19 protein-coding genes are annotated in these 17,139 nt (G+C 62.8%); 3 read left to right on the top strand and 16 right to left on the bottom strand.

Going from position 1 to position 17,139, the window contains the following annotated elements; translation table 11 throughout:
• Nucleotides 1–237 precede the first annotated feature (237 nt).
• Entirely contained in the window at nt 238–1,737 is a 1,500-nt protein-coding gene (locus art_RS20425; protein ID WP_038467920.1) for a long-chain fatty acid--CoA ligase, read from the bottom strand.
• A gap of 154 nt (nt 1,738–1,891) precedes the next feature.
• Between art_RS20425 and art_RS20420 the strand changes: the two genes are divergently transcribed.
• Nucleotides 1,892–3,022, top strand: coding sequence for an Rv2578c family radical SAM protein (locus art_RS20420; protein ID WP_052136840.1), 1,131 nt, complete (start codon nt 1,892–1,894; stop codon nt 3,020–3,022).
• Between the two features lie 18 nt (nt 3,023–3,040).
• On the opposite strand, the gene art_RS20415 is transcribed toward art_RS20420, so the two are convergent.
• Nucleotides 3,041–3,232, bottom strand: coding sequence for a DUF5302 domain-containing protein (locus art_RS20415; RefSeq protein ID WP_038467918.1), 192 nt, complete (start codon nt 3,230–3,232; stop codon nt 3,041–3,043).
• 73 nt (nt 3,233–3,305) lie between these two features.
• Nucleotides 3,306–3,749 carry a (deoxy)nucleoside triphosphate pyrophosphohydrolase gene (locus art_RS20410; RefSeq protein ID WP_038467916.1) on the bottom strand — a complete coding sequence of 148 codons (444 nt, stop codon included), beginning with the start codon at nt 3,747–3,749 and terminating at the stop codon, nt 3,306–3,308.
• Nucleotides 3,750–3,926: 177 nt separating this feature from the next.
• Between art_RS20410 and art_RS20405 the strand changes: the two genes are divergently transcribed.
• Complete coding sequence (locus art_RS20405; protein ID WP_038467914.1) at nt 3,927–5,135, top strand: MFS transporter; 1,209 nt, start codon at nt 3,927–3,929, stop codon at nt 5,133–5,135.
• Between the two features lie 570 nt (nt 5,136–5,705).
• Here the strand turns inward: art_RS20405 and art_RS20400 are convergent.
• The 5 genes from art_RS20400 to infC form a co-directional block, all read right to left on the bottom strand.
• On the bottom strand, nt 5,706–6,692 hold the full coding sequence (locus art_RS20400; protein ID WP_038467912.1) for a cation diffusion facilitator family transporter: 987 nt from the start codon (nt 6,690–6,692) through the stop codon (nt 5,706–5,708).
• A gap of 200 nt (nt 6,693–6,892) precedes the next feature.
• Nucleotides 6,893–7,804 carry an RNA methyltransferase gene (locus tag art_RS20395; protein WP_038467910.1) on the bottom strand — a complete coding sequence of 304 codons (912 nt, stop codon included), beginning with the start codon at nt 7,802–7,804 and terminating at the stop codon, nt 6,893–6,895.
• A 66-nt stretch (nt 7,805–7,870) separates the two neighbouring features.
• Nucleotides 7,871–8,254, bottom strand: coding sequence for a 50S ribosomal protein L20 (gene rplT / locus art_RS20390; protein ID WP_038467908.1), 384 nt, complete (start codon nt 8,252–8,254; stop codon nt 7,871–7,873).
• 107 nt (nt 8,255–8,361) lie between these two features.
• On the bottom strand, nt 8,362–8,556 hold the full coding sequence (gene rpmI / locus art_RS20385) for a 50S ribosomal protein L35 (protein WP_038467906.1): 195 nt from the start codon (nt 8,554–8,556) through the stop codon (nt 8,362–8,364).
• A 103-nt stretch (nt 8,557–8,659) separates the two neighbouring features.
• A complete protein-coding gene (gene infC, locus art_RS20380) occupies nt 8,660–9,793 on the bottom strand; it encodes a translation initiation factor IF-3 (RefSeq protein ID WP_082000478.1) in 1,134 nt (377 codons plus the stop codon).
• Between the two features lie 275 nt (nt 9,794–10,068).
• Here infC and art_RS20375 point away from each other — a divergent pair, with 275 nt between their 5' ends.
• Nucleotides 10,069–10,476, top strand: a complete 408-nt coding sequence (locus art_RS20375; RefSeq protein WP_052136839.1) for a DUF1844 domain-containing protein — start codon at nt 10,069–10,071, stop codon at nt 10,474–10,476.
• A 124-nt stretch (nt 10,477–10,600) separates the two neighbouring features.
• On the opposite strand, the gene art_RS20370 is transcribed toward art_RS20375, so the two are convergent.
• The 8 genes from art_RS20370 to art_RS20340 form a co-directional block, all read right to left on the bottom strand.
• Nucleotides 10,601–11,977: an MFS transporter gene (locus art_RS20370; RefSeq protein WP_082000477.1), complete on the bottom strand. Its 1,377-nt coding sequence runs from the start codon at nt 11,975–11,977 to the stop codon at nt 10,601–10,603.
• Between the two features lie 61 nt (nt 11,978–12,038).
• Entirely contained in the window at nt 12,039–12,923 is an 885-nt protein-coding gene (locus tag art_RS20365; protein ID WP_038467901.1) for an SseB family protein, read from the bottom strand.
• A 3-nt stretch (nt 12,924–12,926) separates the two neighbouring features.
• Complete coding sequence (gene priA, locus art_RS20360; protein ID WP_038467900.1) at nt 12,927–13,661, bottom strand: bifunctional 1-(5-phosphoribosyl)-5-((5-phosphoribosylamino)methylideneamino)imidazole-4-carboxamide isomerase/phosphoribosylanthranilate isomerase PriA; 735 nt, start codon at nt 13,659–13,661, stop codon at nt 12,927–12,929.
• Between the two features lie 64 nt (nt 13,662–13,725).
• Nucleotides 13,726–13,875 carry a hypothetical protein gene (locus art_RS22630; protein ID WP_167133800.1) on the bottom strand — a complete coding sequence of 50 codons (150 nt, stop codon included), beginning with the start codon at nt 13,873–13,875 and terminating at the stop codon, nt 13,726–13,728.
• Entirely contained in the window at nt 13,875–14,546 is a 672-nt protein-coding gene (hisH, locus tag art_RS20355; RefSeq protein WP_038467899.1) for an imidazole glycerol phosphate synthase subunit HisH, read from the bottom strand. The genes art_RS22630 and hisH overlap by 1 nt, the downstream gene beginning before the upstream one ends.
• Entirely contained in the window at nt 14,543–15,163 is a 621-nt protein-coding gene (gene hisB, locus art_RS20350) for an imidazoleglycerol-phosphate dehydratase HisB (protein ID WP_038467898.1), read from the bottom strand. Before hisB ends, hisH begins: the two co-directional genes overlap by 4 nt.
• Nucleotides 15,164–15,333: 170 nt before the next feature.
• Nucleotides 15,334–16,431 (bottom strand): histidinol-phosphate transaminase, encoded by a 1,098-nt coding sequence (locus art_RS20345; protein ID WP_038467896.1) that lies wholly within the window; start codon nt 16,429–16,431, stop codon nt 15,334–15,336.
• Nucleotides 16,432–16,562: 131 nt separating this feature from the next.
• Nucleotides 16,563–16,991 (bottom strand): LysM peptidoglycan-binding domain-containing protein, encoded by a 429-nt coding sequence (locus tag art_RS20340; RefSeq protein WP_225437400.1) that lies wholly within the window; start codon nt 16,989–16,991, stop codon nt 16,563–16,565.
• Between the last annotated feature and the right edge of the window lie 148 nt (nt 16,992–17,139).

The raw sequence follows: 17,139 nt of genomic DNA, 5'->3' as shown, positions 1-17,139 counted from the left end.
CCGCCCCTTCCCGCCGAGGTGTGACATCACGCCCTGCGCTTCTGCCGAGGTGTGACATCACGCCCTGCGCTTCTGCCGAGGTGTGACATCACGCCCTACCGCGAGCACCTCCATACCGCCTGAATTACGACGGCGGGAGGTGTCCTAGGCGACCAAGGTGCCTCACGCCGTCGCATTTGGGAGAGGGCGCGAACTCACACCTCGGCAGGGGGGTGTATGGCCGCTTGCCTGCGAGCGCTACGGAACCGTGATTTCTCGCTTGAGGATCTTGCCGGTGGGCCCCTTGGGCAGCTCGTCCATGATGATGATCTGGCGCGGATACTTGTACGCCGCAACCCGGGCCTTGACGAACTCCTGGATGTCAGCGATGAGCGCGGACGGATCGTCGGCACCTGCCACACCGTCCTTGAGCGCAACCGCAGCACAGATCTCTTCGCCGTGGACGTCGTCGGGCTTCCCAAGAACGGCGGCCTCAGCCACGGCAGGGTGCTCGTACAGGACTTCCTCAATCTCGCGCGGGTAGATGTTGTAGCCGCCGCGCAGGATCATGTCCTTCTTGCGGTCCACGATGAAGAACACACCATCCTCGTCCTGGCGGCCCAGGTCTCCCGTGCGAAACCAGCCGTCGGGGATGGCAGCGGCCGTCGCCTCGGGATTGTTCCAGTAGCCCTTCATGACATAGGGTCCGGCAACGGCGATCTCACCCACGGCACCGGGTTCGACGTCGGCCCCCGCATCATCGACCACCCTCATCTGAGACCCGGCCACCATAGTGCCCACGGAACCGGCCTTGCGAATCCCGTCCACCTGGTTGAAGGAAATCACCGGGGACGTTTCGGACAGGCCGTAGCCTTCCAGCAGGGTGGCGTCGAAGGTGGTCTCAAACTCGTGCAGGATCTCCACCGGCAGCGCAGACCCGCCGGATGCGGCAAGGCGCAGCGTGCTCAGGTCATAGTTTTCCCGGCCGGGCGCGCGCAGCAGTGCAATGTACATGCTGGGCACCCCTTCAAAGATGGTGACCTTGTCACGCTGGATGATCTCCAGCGCCTTGACCGGGTCAAAACGTGGCAGCAGCGTCACGGCGGCACCGGCCATTACTGCCGAGTTCAGGGCGCAGGTTTGGCCAAAGATGTGGAAGAACGGCAGCCCACCAAAGATCACGTCCCCGGGCTGGCTGCTGAACAGGCTGACAGACACTTCGGCGTTGCTGCGCAGGTTCTCGTGCGTCAGCTCCGCACCCTTGGGCTTGCCCGTGGTGCCTGAGGTATAGAGAATGACGGCAGTGTCGTCCTTTTCGGCCGGCGACACGGCGGAGAGCGGCTCCAGCGGTGCCAGCAGGGCCATGAATCCGGCATCGATGGGAATGATGTCCGTCCCGGTCTCCGCAGCACCAGCCGCGACTTCGCCCATGACCCCTTCCCAGGCAAAGGCCAGCACGGCGCCGGAGTCCCGCAGGTGGTACTCCACCTCCCTCGCCTTCAACAGCGGATTCAGGGGCACCACAATGGCCCCGTAGCGCAGGATTCCGTAGTAGATCGGCGGCATCTGGGGAAGGTTGGGCGAGATCAGGGCGACCCTGTCTCCCTGCTTGACACCGCGTTCGGCCAGCAGGGCAGCGACCTTGGCGCTGAGCACCTCCAAGGCTCCAAAGGAAATCTCAATGTCATCCAATTTAATGGCGACTCCCGAGGGGTCCCGTTGTGCCGAGGCACCAACGATGCTGGCCAGGTTTGTCATGTCTGCTCCTTGCGTCTCGAATTTCAGGGCCTCATCACCCCACACCCCAGCCTAGCCTTTCGGATAGTGATCTGCGCCACATTGCTACCGACGGGTAATGAAAAACTTCTCATAAGCCCTTGGAAGTAATTAGAAGATATGTTCTAATTACTGCATGCGGTGGACAAATCAGCAACTAAACCAACCACTATTTCCAAGCCCCGACGACGCAGGACCTGCTCCCTTACTACCCTTGGCCGGGCTGGTGCAGAGTGTGCAAACACCGGAATTTGCCGGCATCACCTTTCACGAGGTGCTCTCAAAGTCGGCGTTGAACAAGGTGCCACCCAGTTCCACCATGCCTTTTGAGTGGACGGTGAACCCCTACCGGGGCTGTTCCCACGCCTGCGTCTACTGCTTTGCGCGCAAAAGCCACACATATTTGAACTTTGACTCCGGCGTTGATTTCGACTCCCAGGTGGTGGTGAAGGTCAATGTTGCTCAGGTGCTGCGCAGGGAACTGAACAAGCCGTCGTGGGGACACGACCACGTCGCGCTGGGCACCAACACGGACCCGTACCAGCGGGCCGAGGGTCGGTACCAGCTCATGCCAGGAATCATCAATGCCTTGGCCGACTCCGGAACACCCTTTTCCATCCTGACGAAAGGCACTCTGCTGGCGAGGGACATTCCGTTGCTGCGCGCCGCCGGGGAGCAGGTCAGCGTTGGCATGGGTATTTCACTGGCGTTGCTTGATGACGATCTGGCCCACGCCATTGAACCCGGGACGCCGTCGCCCAAAGCCCGGTTGGCCTTGATCGGCAAATTGCGTGACGCCGGCCTGCCGTGCGGTGTCATGGCCATGCCCATCCTGCCGTGGCTTACGGATTCAGAGGAGGCCCTCGATGCACTCTTTGCTGCACTGGCAGCGGCGGGTGCCACCGGCGTGAGCGCGGGCGCGTTGTATTTGCGGCAGGGAACCCGCGAATGGTTCATGCAGTGGCTGGCCAGAGAGCATCCCGCACTCGTGGGACGCTACCAGCGCCTCTACGGATCGGGTGCGTACGCGTCCAAGGAATACCGTCAATGGCTGGCCTCCGCAGTGAACGGGGCCAAGTCCCGCCACGGCTTTGGCCCCCAAAATTTCATCCATGACCCGCGGGCCGAAGAGGCTGTGTACCCCGCCGGAATCATGCCACAGCAGGGCGCCGGCCCGGCTGGATTCCGTCACACCCCGGGTAGCAATAAGGCGGGAACCCCGTTGAGGGTCCCCGCCTTGGCCAACGCGGCCCCCACCTTGTTCTAGGCCGGGGCAGCGAGGGTCTTATCCGCTCTTGCGGCGGAATTCACGCTTGTGGCTGGCCGCACCGTGCGTTGCGTTGATCTTCGCGCCGCCGCTTGCTTCCACACTGCCGTGCTGCTTGTTCTTCTTGTTTTCCAGGGCCTGGCGAAACTTCTCTTTTGTTTCTTCGCTGGCGCCAGAGGGGGCTTGTTCGTCGTGATTGCTGTTCGTCATGGCACAACCTCCTTGGGGTCTTCAGAACCCAGTCTGGCACAGCGGGGCATCTTTTCAACACCCAGCCCGGCATTTATTCCGTGGCGGATTCCCCGCCAGTGGTCAACGCCACCAATGCGTGCACAATAGGGCGGTCCGCCGGAATCCAGTCAAGTTCCAGGATGGCAGGGCCACCCAACTCCACCCACCGCAAGAGGTCATGGTCTTCAAGCGGTTCCGGAGTGCCTTCGTTCACCTCAGCCAGCCACACGCGCATGGCGGCCCTGGCATTCAAGGGCCAGCCGTCCGACGTCGGACATTGCAGTTCAGCGCCCAAGCCCACCTTGACGCCCAGCTCCTCAGCCAATTCCCGGTGCAGGGCCTGCTCGTGGCTTTCGCCGGGCTCAACCTTGCCGCCGGGAAATTCCCACATGCCGGCAAATTCCGGCGGGGCAGTGCGCCGGGCTGCCAACAGTTTTTCCGGGAGTGCAAGGGAATCCAGCAGGGCCGCGCCTACGATTTGTTTCATGGAAGTCACCTCGCCAGTCTAGATCGAACCAGCACCCAACAGCCTCCCACGACTCACCAACTCGCGCTGGGCCCTCGGCCGCTAGACTTAGTCACGGCATCGTTATGCCCCAGCCGCTGCGCACCGTGGCGCCGGCACCTCCCGCCCGCGGCGGAACCGGAAACCCACCTTGCGAAAGTAAAGTCCATGTCCTTGCTTAAAATCCGGCGCGACACCGTGCCTGCCTCCTCGAACGTCATTGCGTGGGCCATATTCTCGCTGGCCATTGGCGGCTTCGGCATCGGCACCACCGAATTTGCCATGATGGGCCTGCTGCCCAATGTTGCCGAGGGTGTGGGCGTCAGCGTCCCCACAGCCGGGCACGTCATCTCCGCTTACGCGCTGGGCGTGGTGATTGGTGCACCCCTGCTCGTGGCCATTAGCGCCAAGATGCCGCGCAAGACCCTCGCATTGGGCCTCATGGCACTCTTCACTGTGGGCAACCTGCTCTCCGTCCTGGCCCAGGACTATGCCACGCTCCTGGTCACCCGCTTTATTGCGGGGCTGCCCCATGGCGCATTCTTTGGTGTTGCAGCCGTCCTGGCCGCATCCATGGTCGCCCCGGGCAAGCGTGGACGCGCAATTTCGATGGTCATGATGGGCCTGTCGGTGGCCAACGTCCTGGGCGTTCCGCTCGCCACCTTCGTAGGCCAGCAATATGGCTGGCGCTGGCTGTTCATCCTGGTCGGCATCATCGGTGTCATCACCATGGCGTGCATTTACGCCTTCGTCCCCGCCCAGAAGGCGCAGCCGGATGCCAGCCTGCGCAAGGAGCTCAGCGCCCTGCGCCGCGGCCAGGTTTGGATCACGTTACTGGTTGGCGTGGTCGGCTTTGGTGGCTTCTTCGCCGTGTACACCTACGTTGCCAACACCATGACCGACGTGGCCGGCTTCGCATCGGACTTCCTGCCGATCATCGTAGGACTGTACGGCCTGGGCATGGTGGCCGGCAGCTATGTGGGTGGGCGGATGGCCGACTGGTCCGTCATGGGCAGCATCTACCTCATGATGGGCTTCATCGCAGTGACCCTGGTCATCTACGCCGCGAGCGTTCACATCCAGTGGATGGCGCTGCTCATGATCTTCGTGATCGGAGCCTCGGGGTCCATGCTTGTTCCGTCGTTGCAGACCCGCCTGCTCGACGTCTCCCCCGGCGCACCGACCCTCGCTTCCTCCCTGAACCACTCGGCCCTGAACATGGCCAACGCGCTGGGCGCCTTTGTCGGCGGACTCGTCATCACCTGGGGATGGGGCTACACGGCGCCGGCACTCGTGGGCGCGGCGCTGGCCGTACTGGGCCTGGGCATCGCCCTGTTCAGCGGCTTGTTGGACAAGATCCGCGCCGCCAAGGCCTGACCCGGCCAGATTTCGCCGGTTTCACGTCCACTTCTGGGGTTACTTCTTTGAACCGGAGGGGCCCCGCGCACAAAGGACCTGCGGAGCTCTCGAGGCGCGAGCTTGCGAGGTGCGGGAGGCGCGGAAGGTAAAGAGGGGACGTGTTCTTCCACTCTGCGTTCCGACTCGCTTGGCGCCTCGCACTTCCCTGAGTTCTTGACATACACGCCGGGGCTATGGCCGCGCACGTGCATAGTCCAGTTCGACTTATTTTATACGCCGGGGCTGCTGCCACGCATGCGCCTAGTCCAGTTCAGCTTTATGCATGCGCAGCGAGGACGCCTTCACTGGCGCAGCCAAGCGAGCTGCGCAAACCCAGCCCCCGTCCAAGGCGCACAACCAAAGCCTGTTTACGCATGCGCTGCCAGACGGCTCAGGACGGCGCATAGCCTTCTCCCCGCAGGCGGACCCAAAGCAGCCCCTGCGGTGGAGAGGGAACACGTCAGGTGCGGGCCGGCGTCGTTCATTCCCATCGTGACCAGCACCAGGGGTTGGCGCACTCGGCCAATCCCACCCCCGCGTTCGAAGGGGTTAGTGGGCTTCGGACTCAGGTGCGGCGGCATCCTGCACCGCGTTGAGCTCGTCGGATTCTGCAGCAGCGGCCGCAGCCGAGTAGATGTCCGGCTCGAGGTAGATGACGGTGGCGATGGGGACGGCCGCCCTGACGCGGCGCTCGGCCTCGTTGATGATGCTGGCGATGTGGGCGCCGGTGTCGAACTCGTCGATGGCGATCTTTGCGGCGACCAGCAGCTCCTCGGGGCCAAGGTGCATGGTCTTGAGGTGGATGATCTTGCTGACACCGGGGCCCACCAGGGCCGCTTCGACGGCGCGGACATCTTCAACCGTCGCCGATTCACCGAGCAGCAGGGACTTTGTTTCAAGGGCCAGGATGATGGCCACGCACACCAGGAGCACACCGATCAGGCCGGTTCCGATGGCGTCCCAGATCCCGTTTCCGGTGAGCAGGGTCATGGACACGCCGAAGAGCGCAAACACCAGACCCAGCAGGGCCGCCACGTCTTCCAGCAGAATGACAGGCAGTTCCGGGGCCTTGGACGTCTTGATGAACTGGATCCAGCTGCGCTTGCCGCGGGCCACATTGGATTCCTGGATGGCCACGTACAGTGACCGTGATTCCAGTCCGATGGCTCCGATCAGCACCGCCAGCGGCACCCACCACCATTGGCCTTCAATGCCGTGGGGATGCTGCCATTTCTGGAACGCCTCGTACAGGGCAAACAGGCCACCGACGCTAAAGAGGACGATGGAGACGATGAACGCGTAAACATATCGTTCGCGTCCGTAGCCGAAGGGGTGCTCAGGACTTGCCTGCCGCTTGGCCTTCTTCCCGCCCAACAGGAGCAGCAGCTGGTTCCCTGAGTCAGCCAGGGAGTGGATGCCTTCCGCCAGCATCGAAGACGACAGTGTCAGAAAGTACGCCAGGAACTTCATGACGGCTATGGACAAGTTTGCTATCAGCGCGGCGATAATCGCCTTGCTGCCACCCGATTGTGACACAGTGGAATCCCCTCAATCGTGGGCGGACCAGCGGGCCGGGCCGCGTGGACCCTGCGTCCACGAAAAAAGTTTACCCTGCAGCCTGCTGGCAGCCGTGCAAGCGGCCGCGCAACCCACCGCGGAAAAGCACCCCACAGGGAGGCGACCCTCACCTACCAAGCAACCAACCGCCGTCGGGCATCACAGCCCGCTGCCAAACGTCAGTGCGTGCGGCGCTGTGCCCGGGCGCTGGCATAAAGGCACACGGTGGCCGCGGTGCCCAGGTTCAACGATTCTGCCGCACCATAGACGGGAACGGCCACGCGGTGATCGGCCAGCGCTTTCTCTTCCCCGGCAAGGCCCTGGGCCTCGTTGCCAAAGAGCCACATGGTGGGCTCGGCCAGGTCATAGGTGGCGTCGGGAATTTCCTGGTCAAAGGACCGTGCAGCGCTTTCGTCCTGGAGCAGGTCGAGATTCAGCTGGCCGTAGCCGTCGGCGGCGAGAATGCCAATACCGGCCGCAGAGGCTGCTGCCACCACTTCGGCCAGGTCTGCACCAAGCACAACAGGCAGGTGGAAAATGGAGCCGGCGGTGGAGCGCACGGCCTTCGGGTTGTAGATGTCCACGCTGGACTGGGAGAAGATCACGGCGTCGGCACCGGCGGCATCGGCTGCCCGCAGCACGGTGCCCGCATTGCCCGGGTCCTGGACCCTGCACAACATGGCGATCAGTTTGGGTTTGGAGGCAATGACTTCCTCCAAGGGCACGTCCACGAAGTTACACACGGCAACCACGCCTTGGGGCGAGACGGTGTCCGTCATGGCGGCCAGGACCAACTCACTGGCGATCCGCACCTGCAGGCGCGACCCCGGTGCGGACGCGGATTCCAACAGTTCCGGAAACTTCTTCAGGCACTCGACCGTGGCGTACAGGGCTTCAACGACGGGAGTGCCGCCGGCGGCCAGACAATCGTGGTGGGCTCGCAGCGCCTCACGGACGGCCTGCGGCCCCTCAGCCAGGAACTGGCGGCGCTTTAAACGGCCCGAGCGCCCTACCAGCTTGGCAACCTCCCTCACCCGATCTGCTCGAGGATTGGTCATTGCTTCTGCTGGCGGGCGCCCGGGTTCATTCATGCTTAGGACTTTAGCAGTCACTGCTCATGAACAAGGAACTGGACGTTCCTTTAGAAAAACTAAACGCTACTTTGCAACCGGTGCTGAGGTGTCAGCAGGCAGTGCAGCCTTGGCCAAGGCCACCAGTGCGGTGAAGGCACCGGCGTCGTTGACGGCCAGGTCGGCCAGCATGCGACGGTCAACCTCAATCTCAGCAGCCTTCAGGCCCTGGATCAAGCGGTTGTAGGTCAGGCCGTTGGCGCGTGATGCAGCATTGATACGCTGGATCCACAGGCGACGGAAGTCACCCTTGCGCTTGCGGCGGTCGCCGTAGCTGTACACAAACGAGTGCAGCAGCTGCTCTTTGGCCTTGCGGTAAAGGCGTGACCGCTGACCGCGGTAACCCTTTGCCCGCTCAAGAACAACCCGACGCTTCTTATGGGCGTTTACAGCCCTCTTCACACGTGCCACGTGCGTACTCCTTCAAGTTTAAAGATCCCAAGCCAATCATGCCGGGGAAGGCTTTGATGAATGGTGATCATCCCGGAACTGGGAATCTCACCGATTGACTTGCGAAATTAGATGCCGAGCATCTTCTTGATGTTGCGCACATCAGCCTTGGCGACCAGGAGGTCGCCCTTCAGGCGGCGCTTCAAGCTGGAAGGCTTGTGCTCCAGGTAGTGGCGGCGGTTGGCCTGCTGGCGGCGCAGCTTGCCGGAGCCAGTCAGCTTGAATCGCTTCTTGGCACCACTATGTGTCTTCATTTTAGGCATGAGGACCTGTCTCCTTACGTATCCACCGGCGCTGCCTGTGGTTCTCTTGCAGCGACTGGTTGGGTCACTGTGTGGGTGTATTCACCGCTGAAAAGGATGAACCTTATTCAGCTGAGCTGGGGGTTTCGGCTGCCGGTGCGCTCTTTGCAGAGGCAGGCTTGACAGCCGGTTTTGCTGCAGCCTTGGCGGCAGGCTTCGCAGCAGGCTTTACAGCTGCGGGCTTGGCCATGGGCTTCGGCATGGGGATGGGCTTTGCAGCCACGGGCTTCGGGGCGGCGACCGGCTTGGCTGCTGCTGCAACAGCGGGCTTGGCTGCGGGGGCCTTGGCCACCGGTGCCTTCGCTGCGGCAGGTGCCTTTGCCGGCGCTGCCTTGACAGGTGCCTTGGCAGGTACGACGGCGGGAGCCGGCTTTTCTGCCGGCGCCTCCTTGGCCGGGGCTGCTTCGGGAGCAGGAGCTTCCGATACAGCGGCCGTCTCAGCTGCGGCCTCGGCCGGAGCCGGGACGTCCTGGACGGTTTCGGCGGCGGGAGCCGGAGCGTCCTCGTTCAGGTGCAGCCCGTCGGGCAGCAGGTCAGCCAATGACTGCGTCATGGGCGCCTTGTTGTCGCGGTCCACGTCCACGCGGGCCGTGCCGTTGGCGACTGCCTCGTTGTGGGCCTTGGCGTCTGCACGCTGCTGGTTGCGGCGGGCCTCAGCCTTGGCCTCAGCCTTGTTCTTCAGCGGACCGATGACCATGACCATGTTGCGCCCGTCAATGCGAGGGCTCGACTCGATGATGCCGACCTCGGCCACGCCTTCGGCGAACTTCTGCAGGAGACGGATGCCCATTTCGGGGCGCTGCTGCTCACGGCCGCGGAACTGGATCATGGCCTTGACCTTGTCACCGGCACCGAGGAACTTCAGCGCATGGCCGCGTTTGGTCTCGTAGTCATGCTTGTCGATTTTGAGGCGGAAACGAATTTCCTTCAAAACGGTGTTGGTCTGGTTCTTGCGGGCTTCACGAGCCTTGACAGCGGCTTCGTACTTGTACTTGCCGAAGTCCATCAGTTTGCACACCGGCGGCTTGGCCGTCGGCGCAACCTCTACCAGATCCAAGTCAGACTCAGCTGCTAAACGAAGGGCGTCCTCAATGCGGACAACCCCAACCTGTTCGCCTGCCGGCCCAACCAACCGCACCTCGGGGACGCGGATACGATCATTGATGCGTGGCTCGCTAATGTGTAGCTCCTGTTGCATAAGAAAAGTGGAGTGCCACCAGCAAAATGAAGAAGGCCCCCATTTGCTGATGCAATGGAGGCCTCGAAGATTGGGCGTGGGCATCCCTGAGGGAATGCACCGGCTTCCCGGAGGAAAACGCCAACCTAAACCAGACAACGCCATGGAATGGGTCGAAAGGTGGGAGAGGACTCCACTTGCAAACTCTTCGCCGCAACTATTTGGGTCCTGTGACTTTCGTCTTTCGGACACGAATAAATAACAGCATCGAGTCGGTCTATGACAAGCTTAGCAGTATGAGTAGCTCAGATAATAATTCGGACACCCGCAACACCTTTGAGTCATCCCCTGAAGAGGGTTTGACCGACACCCAGGCCGCTTCGGTGGTGCGTGACATCGCTGAAGTTCCGGCCATTGAAGTCATTACGACGGCGGCCGTGCACCTCATGAGTGCAGCGGCAGTCAAGTGCGGCCTGGCTGCCGGACCGGACGCCGAAGCGCTGAAGGACCTGGACGAGGCCCGCAAGCTCATCACCGCCCTGGCCGGCTTTGTCACCGCGGCCGCCCCCGAAATTGGCAGCCAGCACGCCGGACCGTTGCGCGACGGCCTGCGTTCACTCCAGCTCGCATTCCGCGAAGCCTCCGAGTTCCCGGACGCCCCCGGCAAGGGTCCGGGCGAGAAGTTCACCGGAGCGGTCAACTAATCCCCACCCCCTTAAAATCTGTGTGGCAGTTGTTACATCAAATTGCATCAAATTGACCGACTTTGGGTGTTTTTGATGCTGTTATTGATGCAACAACTGCCACACAGAATTGTTTAAAAGCCAGTTAGACCGGATCCGGCTCTCCGAGCAGTTCATCGAGGTCGTCGCCGCAGGTGGTGGCGTCGAGGTTGTCGCCGACGGTGGCGCCCGGTACATGTCCGCCACCTTGCGCCATCGTGTTGCCGTGCCGGCGCCACATGGCCATGGCTACCAGGCCGATGATGGCCAGTACACCACAGATGAGGCCGATGATGGCGAATCCCGCCCATGGCCCGATGCCGTCGATCATGGCCCCGGCGAAGGGTGAGCCCATGGCGCTGCCGATGGTCATGGATGATCCGTACCAGCCCATGGCCTCACCGCGGCGGCGTTCGGAAACCAGGTCGGCAATGTGTTCGGCGCTTGAGGTCAGAACCGGTGCGCACACCAGTCCGGGCAGGATGGAGAGCAGCCCCAAGGTCCAGGCGTTCGTTGCGAATCCCATGGGGATGATCAGGATGGCCATGGCCATGAGCAGCCACAACGGGTTGATGGAGCGCTTGAGCGCGCCGTAGATGACGCCGCCGACGATCGAGGCGCCGCACCAGAAGATGAACACAATGCCCAGGTCGCCCACCAGGTCATTTTCACGCATGACGGCGACCATGCCCACGTTGGTGCCGGCCAGGACCAGGCCAGCGCCCAGCGAGGTTCCCAGGATGGCCAGGACGGCGATGTTGACCCATCGCAGGTTATGCCGGGTGCCGCCCCAGATGCGGGCAAAGATGTTCCTGCCCTTGAGATTGGGGGCGGGCCGGTTCTCAATGGCATCCTCCGGTTGCACCTCGGGTGCTTCCATGGATACAAAGGAGCCCTTCTGCCCGGTTCGGGTGGGCGGGTTGAACCACATGAGGAACACGCCGGCCATGGAGGCGGTGACACCAATGATGACCAGGCCAACCACTGTGTGGGTGGTGGTGGCGAGCATGACACCAGCTGCCGGGCCGATCATGAAGGTGATCTCTCCGCCCATGGAGTCCAGGGCGTAGGCCGTGCGGCGTTGTTCAGTGGGCACCATGACGCTCAGCGCCTGCCGCACCACGGAGAAGATGGGCACGGCAAAGAGCCCGCCAATGAAGGCTGCCACCACCAGGAATTGAAAGTTCAGGAACGGTGCAATGCCCCACACGGTTACTTCGGCCACTACCGAGGGGACCAGGGCCCGCCGCAATCCGTAGATGTCGACAAGGCGGCCGCGCCACGGCGCACCAATGGCCATGCCGATCGTGATGGCTGCGGCAATGCCGCCGGCAGCGGCGTAGCTGAGATTCATGGTCTCCACCACGTGCAAGGTCAGCAGCACGCCGGCAGCGGCATGGGGAATGCGGGCAAACATGGCAACTATAAGCAGCCTGCGCACGGGCGCGAGGGCAAGGATTTCGCGGTAGGCGGCGAAATTCACAGTGGGAACCGGTCTCTCTTATGAACCATCACAAGAGAGCGTCGGCGCTTTTTGTGACGGGCTAGGTCTGTTGGTGTCGAAGCCGAAGCTGGACGGAATCGACTGCGTGGGCAAAGACTTCATTGCCTGCCCAGAAGTTTTGTAAATGCTCGAGCACACCATTGACCGCGGACTGATCAAGTCCGGGTAAAAGGGTGAGGGTGACGCACAGTTCCGGTCCGGTTCCGCCGCCCGATACCAACCGTCCAGACGGTTCAGTGTCGGTGTCCCAATGGGATTGTATGCCCTGTCCTGCACTGGCGGAAATGGCGACCACGGCAGGGTGGCCTAAATCGTCCACTGACCGCTCCAGTACCTCGGCAACGGCCGGGTCGGCGTAGCTGGGCAGCCAGTCGTTTTGCTGGGCAAGGGCCCACAAAGCGGGGCGGCGGAGCACAAACGGACGCTGTGAGCCAGGGTCCACAACCATCAGCTGGGCTTCCTCGGCAACGGCCGACAACGCCGCCCGGGCTGCATAGACAGCCACCGGCCGCGCCTCGGGATGCCACCGTGTCAGGGCGTCAGCATGGGAGAAGGCAGGAAGGGCCCGCCGCCCGTCCGGGCCCTGCAAAGTCACGAGCGCCATGTCCGACTCCTTGTCGGAGACGAGCCCGTTCTCCCCCACTGTTTGCTCGGCCAGCTGGGCCACAATGGGGATAAAAACGCGTGCGTGGGCCAGCGAGGCAACGACCGCCGCCTCCGTGCCGTTGCCTGCGGCGAGCTCCGCCACGGCGGCGGCAAACGCTGAGTCCATGGCGCCGTCGTCCGCGTCAAAGTTATGGTACATTTCCTGCGCCGGCAGGTCACGGCCCGCCCAGGCCTGCCCGGCGGAGTCGGTGGTGCCACCGGCTCCGGCCAGGGCTGCGGCGATATGTCCGGGCAGCGCCTTCTTGGGCAGTTCAGTCATGATTTAGCGGCGGCCTGCAACGTCGAGGGCTTCCGGCAGGGTGAACTGGCCGGAGTAGAGCGCCTTGCCGATGATGGCACCCTCAACACCTTCGCCTACGAGTTCGCGCAGCACACGGAGGTCTTCCAGGCTGGAAATGCCTCCGGAGGCGACCACCGGCTTGGACGTGCGCGTGCACATTTCACGCAACAGTTCCACGTTGGGACCGCGCAGGGTGCCGTCCTTGGTGACGTCGGTGACCACGTAGCGGGCGCAGCCGGCATCCTCGAGGCGGGCCAGGACTTCCCAGATGTCCCCGCCTTCCTTGGTCCAGCCACGGCCGGCCAGGGTGGTGCCGCGAACATCAAGTCCGACGGCGATCTTCTCACCAAAGCGGTCGATCACCTTGGCCGTCCACTCGGGGTTCTCCAATGCGGCGGTGCCCAGGTTCACGCGGCCCACGCCCAGTTCGAGCGCAGCTTCCAGGGACGCGTCGTCGCGGATGCCACCGGAGAGCTCAACCTTGACGGTGAGGCTTTGCACCATTTCACGCAGCAGCTCCACGTTGGAGCCGCGGCCGAACGCAGCATCCAGGTCAACGAGGTGGACCCATTCGGCGCCATCGTTTTGCCAGTTCAGCGCTGCTTCCAGGGGTGAGCCATAGCTGGTTTCCGAGCCGGCCTCGCCTTGAACCAGGCGCACTGCCTGGCCGTCAGCGACATCCACGGCGGGCAACAATTCCAAAATGGGGGTGGTCATGGGATCCTCAACGTCGTTTGTACTGTGAATTTTCACTGCGAAGGGGAAGCGGCGGTGCCGGTTCCTACTGGGTAAAGAGGTATGCGGCCACCAGCGCCATGACGGCGAGGGCGGCAAAGCTGATGGGGATCCATCGGGCTGCTTTTTGCTGATAAAACGTGTACGCCCCGCCAATGAGCAGGCCGGCCAGGCCCATCAGGAGCAACGACCACATTAGCGCACCGCCTTGCTCAGTGACGTGACCCAGTTGCGCAGCAGCCGGGCTCCGGCGTCGCCGGATTTTTCCGGGTGGAACTGTGTTGCGCACAGCGGCCCGTTTTCGACGGCGGCGATGAAGGGCGCCCCGTGTTCGGACCAGGTCACCATGGGCGGGCGCATCTTGGGCTGGAGTACCTCAAAGTCCCACTTTTGCACACCGTAGGAGTGCACAAAGTAGAAGCGCTCCTCCTCCACACCGTCAAACAGCAGGGAACCCTCCGGCGCCCTGACGGTGTTCCAACCCATGTGCGGAACGACGTCGGCCGGCAACAGTTCAACCGTCCCCGGCCACTCCCCCATGCCTTCACGGTGCACGCCATGCTCCACGCCGGCATCAAAAAGGACCTGCATGCCAACGCAAATGCCCAGTACGGCACGCCCGCCGGCCACGCGGCGGCCGATCATGCGCAGGGCGTCAACGTTTTTCAGCTCATCCATGACGGAACCGAAGGCGCCCACGCCGGGGACCACCAGTCCGTCGGCGTTGAGCACGTCGTCGGCCTTGGCGCTGAGCGTGACGGTTGCACCGGCGCGTTCCAGGGCGCGCACGGCCGAACGGACGTTCCCGGAACCGTAGTCAAGGACGGTGACGGTGGGCTTTACGGCTGTTGTTGCTTCAGAGCTCACAAAAGGCCCTTCGTGGACGGGATGCCGGTAACGCGGGGGTCGGCTTCAACGGCCGAGCGCAGTGCACGGGCAAAGGCCTTGAACTGGGCTTCGACGATGTGGTGCGGGTCGCGGCCTGCGATGAGGGTCATGTGCAGGCAGATCTGGGCGTGCAACGTGATGGCTTCAAAGACGTGCCGGGTCAGGGAGCCGGTGAAGTGGCCGCCGATCAGGTGGTATTCCTGGCCTGCAGGCTCGCCGCTGTGCACCAGGTACGGGCGGCCGGACAGGTCAACCACGGCGTTTGCCAGCGCCTCGTCCAGCGGCACGGTGGCCTCGCCAAAGCGACGGATGCCGGCCTTGTTGCCCAACGCGACCTTCAAGACCTCGCCGAGGGAGATGGCTACATCTTCAACCGTGTGGTGGGCGTCGATGTGGGTGTCGCCGGTGGCTTTGATGTTCATGTCGATCAGGGAGTGCTTGGACAGCGCCGTGAGCATGTGATCGTAGAACGGCACGGAGGTGTCAATGCTCGACACCCCTGTCCCGTCAAGGTTGATCTCAACCATGACGCTTGACTCGCTCGTGGCCCTCTCCAAACGGGCGCTCCGTCCCTGGCCGGGCATGGTCTCAGTCATTGCAGCAGTCCTTAGATTCATGTGCGCCACCGGCCAAGCGGTGCAGGGCAGCAGCAGGCGCACAAACGTCGTTGTGTTTAACACCAGTTTAGGAGAGAGGGGCAGCTATTGCCCAACCAGTCCATCCGATGGTCGCTTTTCAGCCTCCGACGCCGGAACCCACCTGGGCGCTAGCCGGCAAGGATGGCGCGGAGCCCGGAGAGGAACGCGGTTGTTTCGGCTTCGGTTCCTGCGGTTACGCGCAGGTGCCCCGGGATGCCGACGTCGCGAATCAGGACACCGTCGGCCAGCAGCGCCTCCCACACCTCGTGGGGGTTTTCCAGCCCGCCAAAGAACACAAAGTTTGAGTCGGACGGCGCGGGGGTCAGCCCGAGTTCGGTCAGTTCCGCCACGATCCGGTCGCGCTGGACCTTGATCGACTCAACATTGGCCAGCAGTGAGGTGGAGTTGCGCAGCGCGGCCACTGCAGTTGCCTGGGTAATGGCGGAGAGGTGGTAGGGCAGGCGCACAAGCCGCAGTGCGTCGGTGACTTCCGGCGTTGCCGCCAGGTAGCCGAGCCGGGCGCCGGCCAGGGCGAAGGCCTTGCTCATGGTGCGGGAGACTACCAGCCGGGGGCGGCCCGGAAGAAGTCCCAGGGCGCTTTCGGTGCCGGTGTGGGAGAACTCGGCATAAGCCTCATCGACAATGATGATGGCCTGCGACGCTTCGCCCGCCTCGTAAACCGCCTTCACCACATCCAGGCCCAGGGCAGTTCCCGTGGGGTTGTTGGGTGAGCAGAGGAAGACAACGTTGGGCGCCTGCTCACGCACCTGCGCAGCGGCGGACTCTGCCGAGAGGCTGTAGTCGGGTGCACGCACACCGGCAACATAGCCGGTTCCGGTGCCACTGGCGAGCAGCGGGTACATGGAATATGTGGGCGGGAAACCCATGGCACTCCGGCCCGGACCACCAAAGGCCTGCAGAATCTGTTGGAGCACCTCGTTGGAACCGTTGGCGGCCCAGAGGTTATCTTCGCTGAGCCCATGGCCCAGGTAGGCTGCCAGCTCCTGGCGCAGGACGGTGAATTCACGGTCGGGGTAGCGGTTGAGGTTGTCCAGCTCCGTCGCAACCGCGTTCAGAATTGCCTTCTTGGCATCATCCGGGACGCCAAAGGTGTTTTCGTTGACGTTCAGTAGAATCGGCACATCAATCTGTGGCGCACCATAAGGGTGCTGGCCGCGAAGATCGTCACGGAGGGGCAATTGCGCTAAGAGTTCGAACTGATCCATGACTTCAGCTTAATTGCTGTGCCGGTGAAAGTTCGAAACGGTGACACCAGGCGGACATCTTCAGCTCGCCCTGAGGCGGCCTTGGGCTACCTGGATTCCGTGCGGGGGCTATCTGTATTGCGTCCCGGGGGCTACTTGGGTAGCGGGACGAACAACTGCTGGCCGGCCTGCAGCACGCCCGCACCGAGATCATTCAAGGCCACAATTTCCTGGACAACCTCCCGAATATTGCGGGCGGGGTTGCTTTCGCCAGCGATGCTCCAGAGACTGTCCCCTTGCAGGACAGTCACCGTAGTGGCGTAGTCGGCCATGTCAGTCACAGGGAATTGAGCCGATGCGTGCGCCGGGCTGGCAATGGAGCCAACGAAGACGCCCAGGGAAATGAACAGCAGTGCGGCGGCCATGACGAGCGCCGGGATGCCGAAGAACACGAGCCGGCCGCGCCGGGTGAGCTGCAGTCGGCGCCCCCCGGCAATGGACGGGCGGCTGTTCGGCCGGACGAGGTGTCCGTTGCCTCGTCCGCCGTTGAATGATGTTGCCGTGATAACCATTGCATTCATGATGTCTGCTCCTTTCGCTGTGGAACTGCGCCCAGGGCCACCAACACCTCTAGGATCAAAATTCCATGCTTCATATCTTCGATAGAACGTATGTTCTATTTGGCTACTAGTACAGTTTTAGCACCTATGGACGACACTTGCCAAGACC

Source organism: Arthrobacter sp. PAMC 25486, from assembly GCF_000785535.1.
GTDB lineage: Bacteria > Actinomycetota > Actinomycetes > Actinomycetales > Micrococcaceae > Specibacter.
This window is presented reverse-complemented; position numbering and strand designations above follow the sequence as displayed.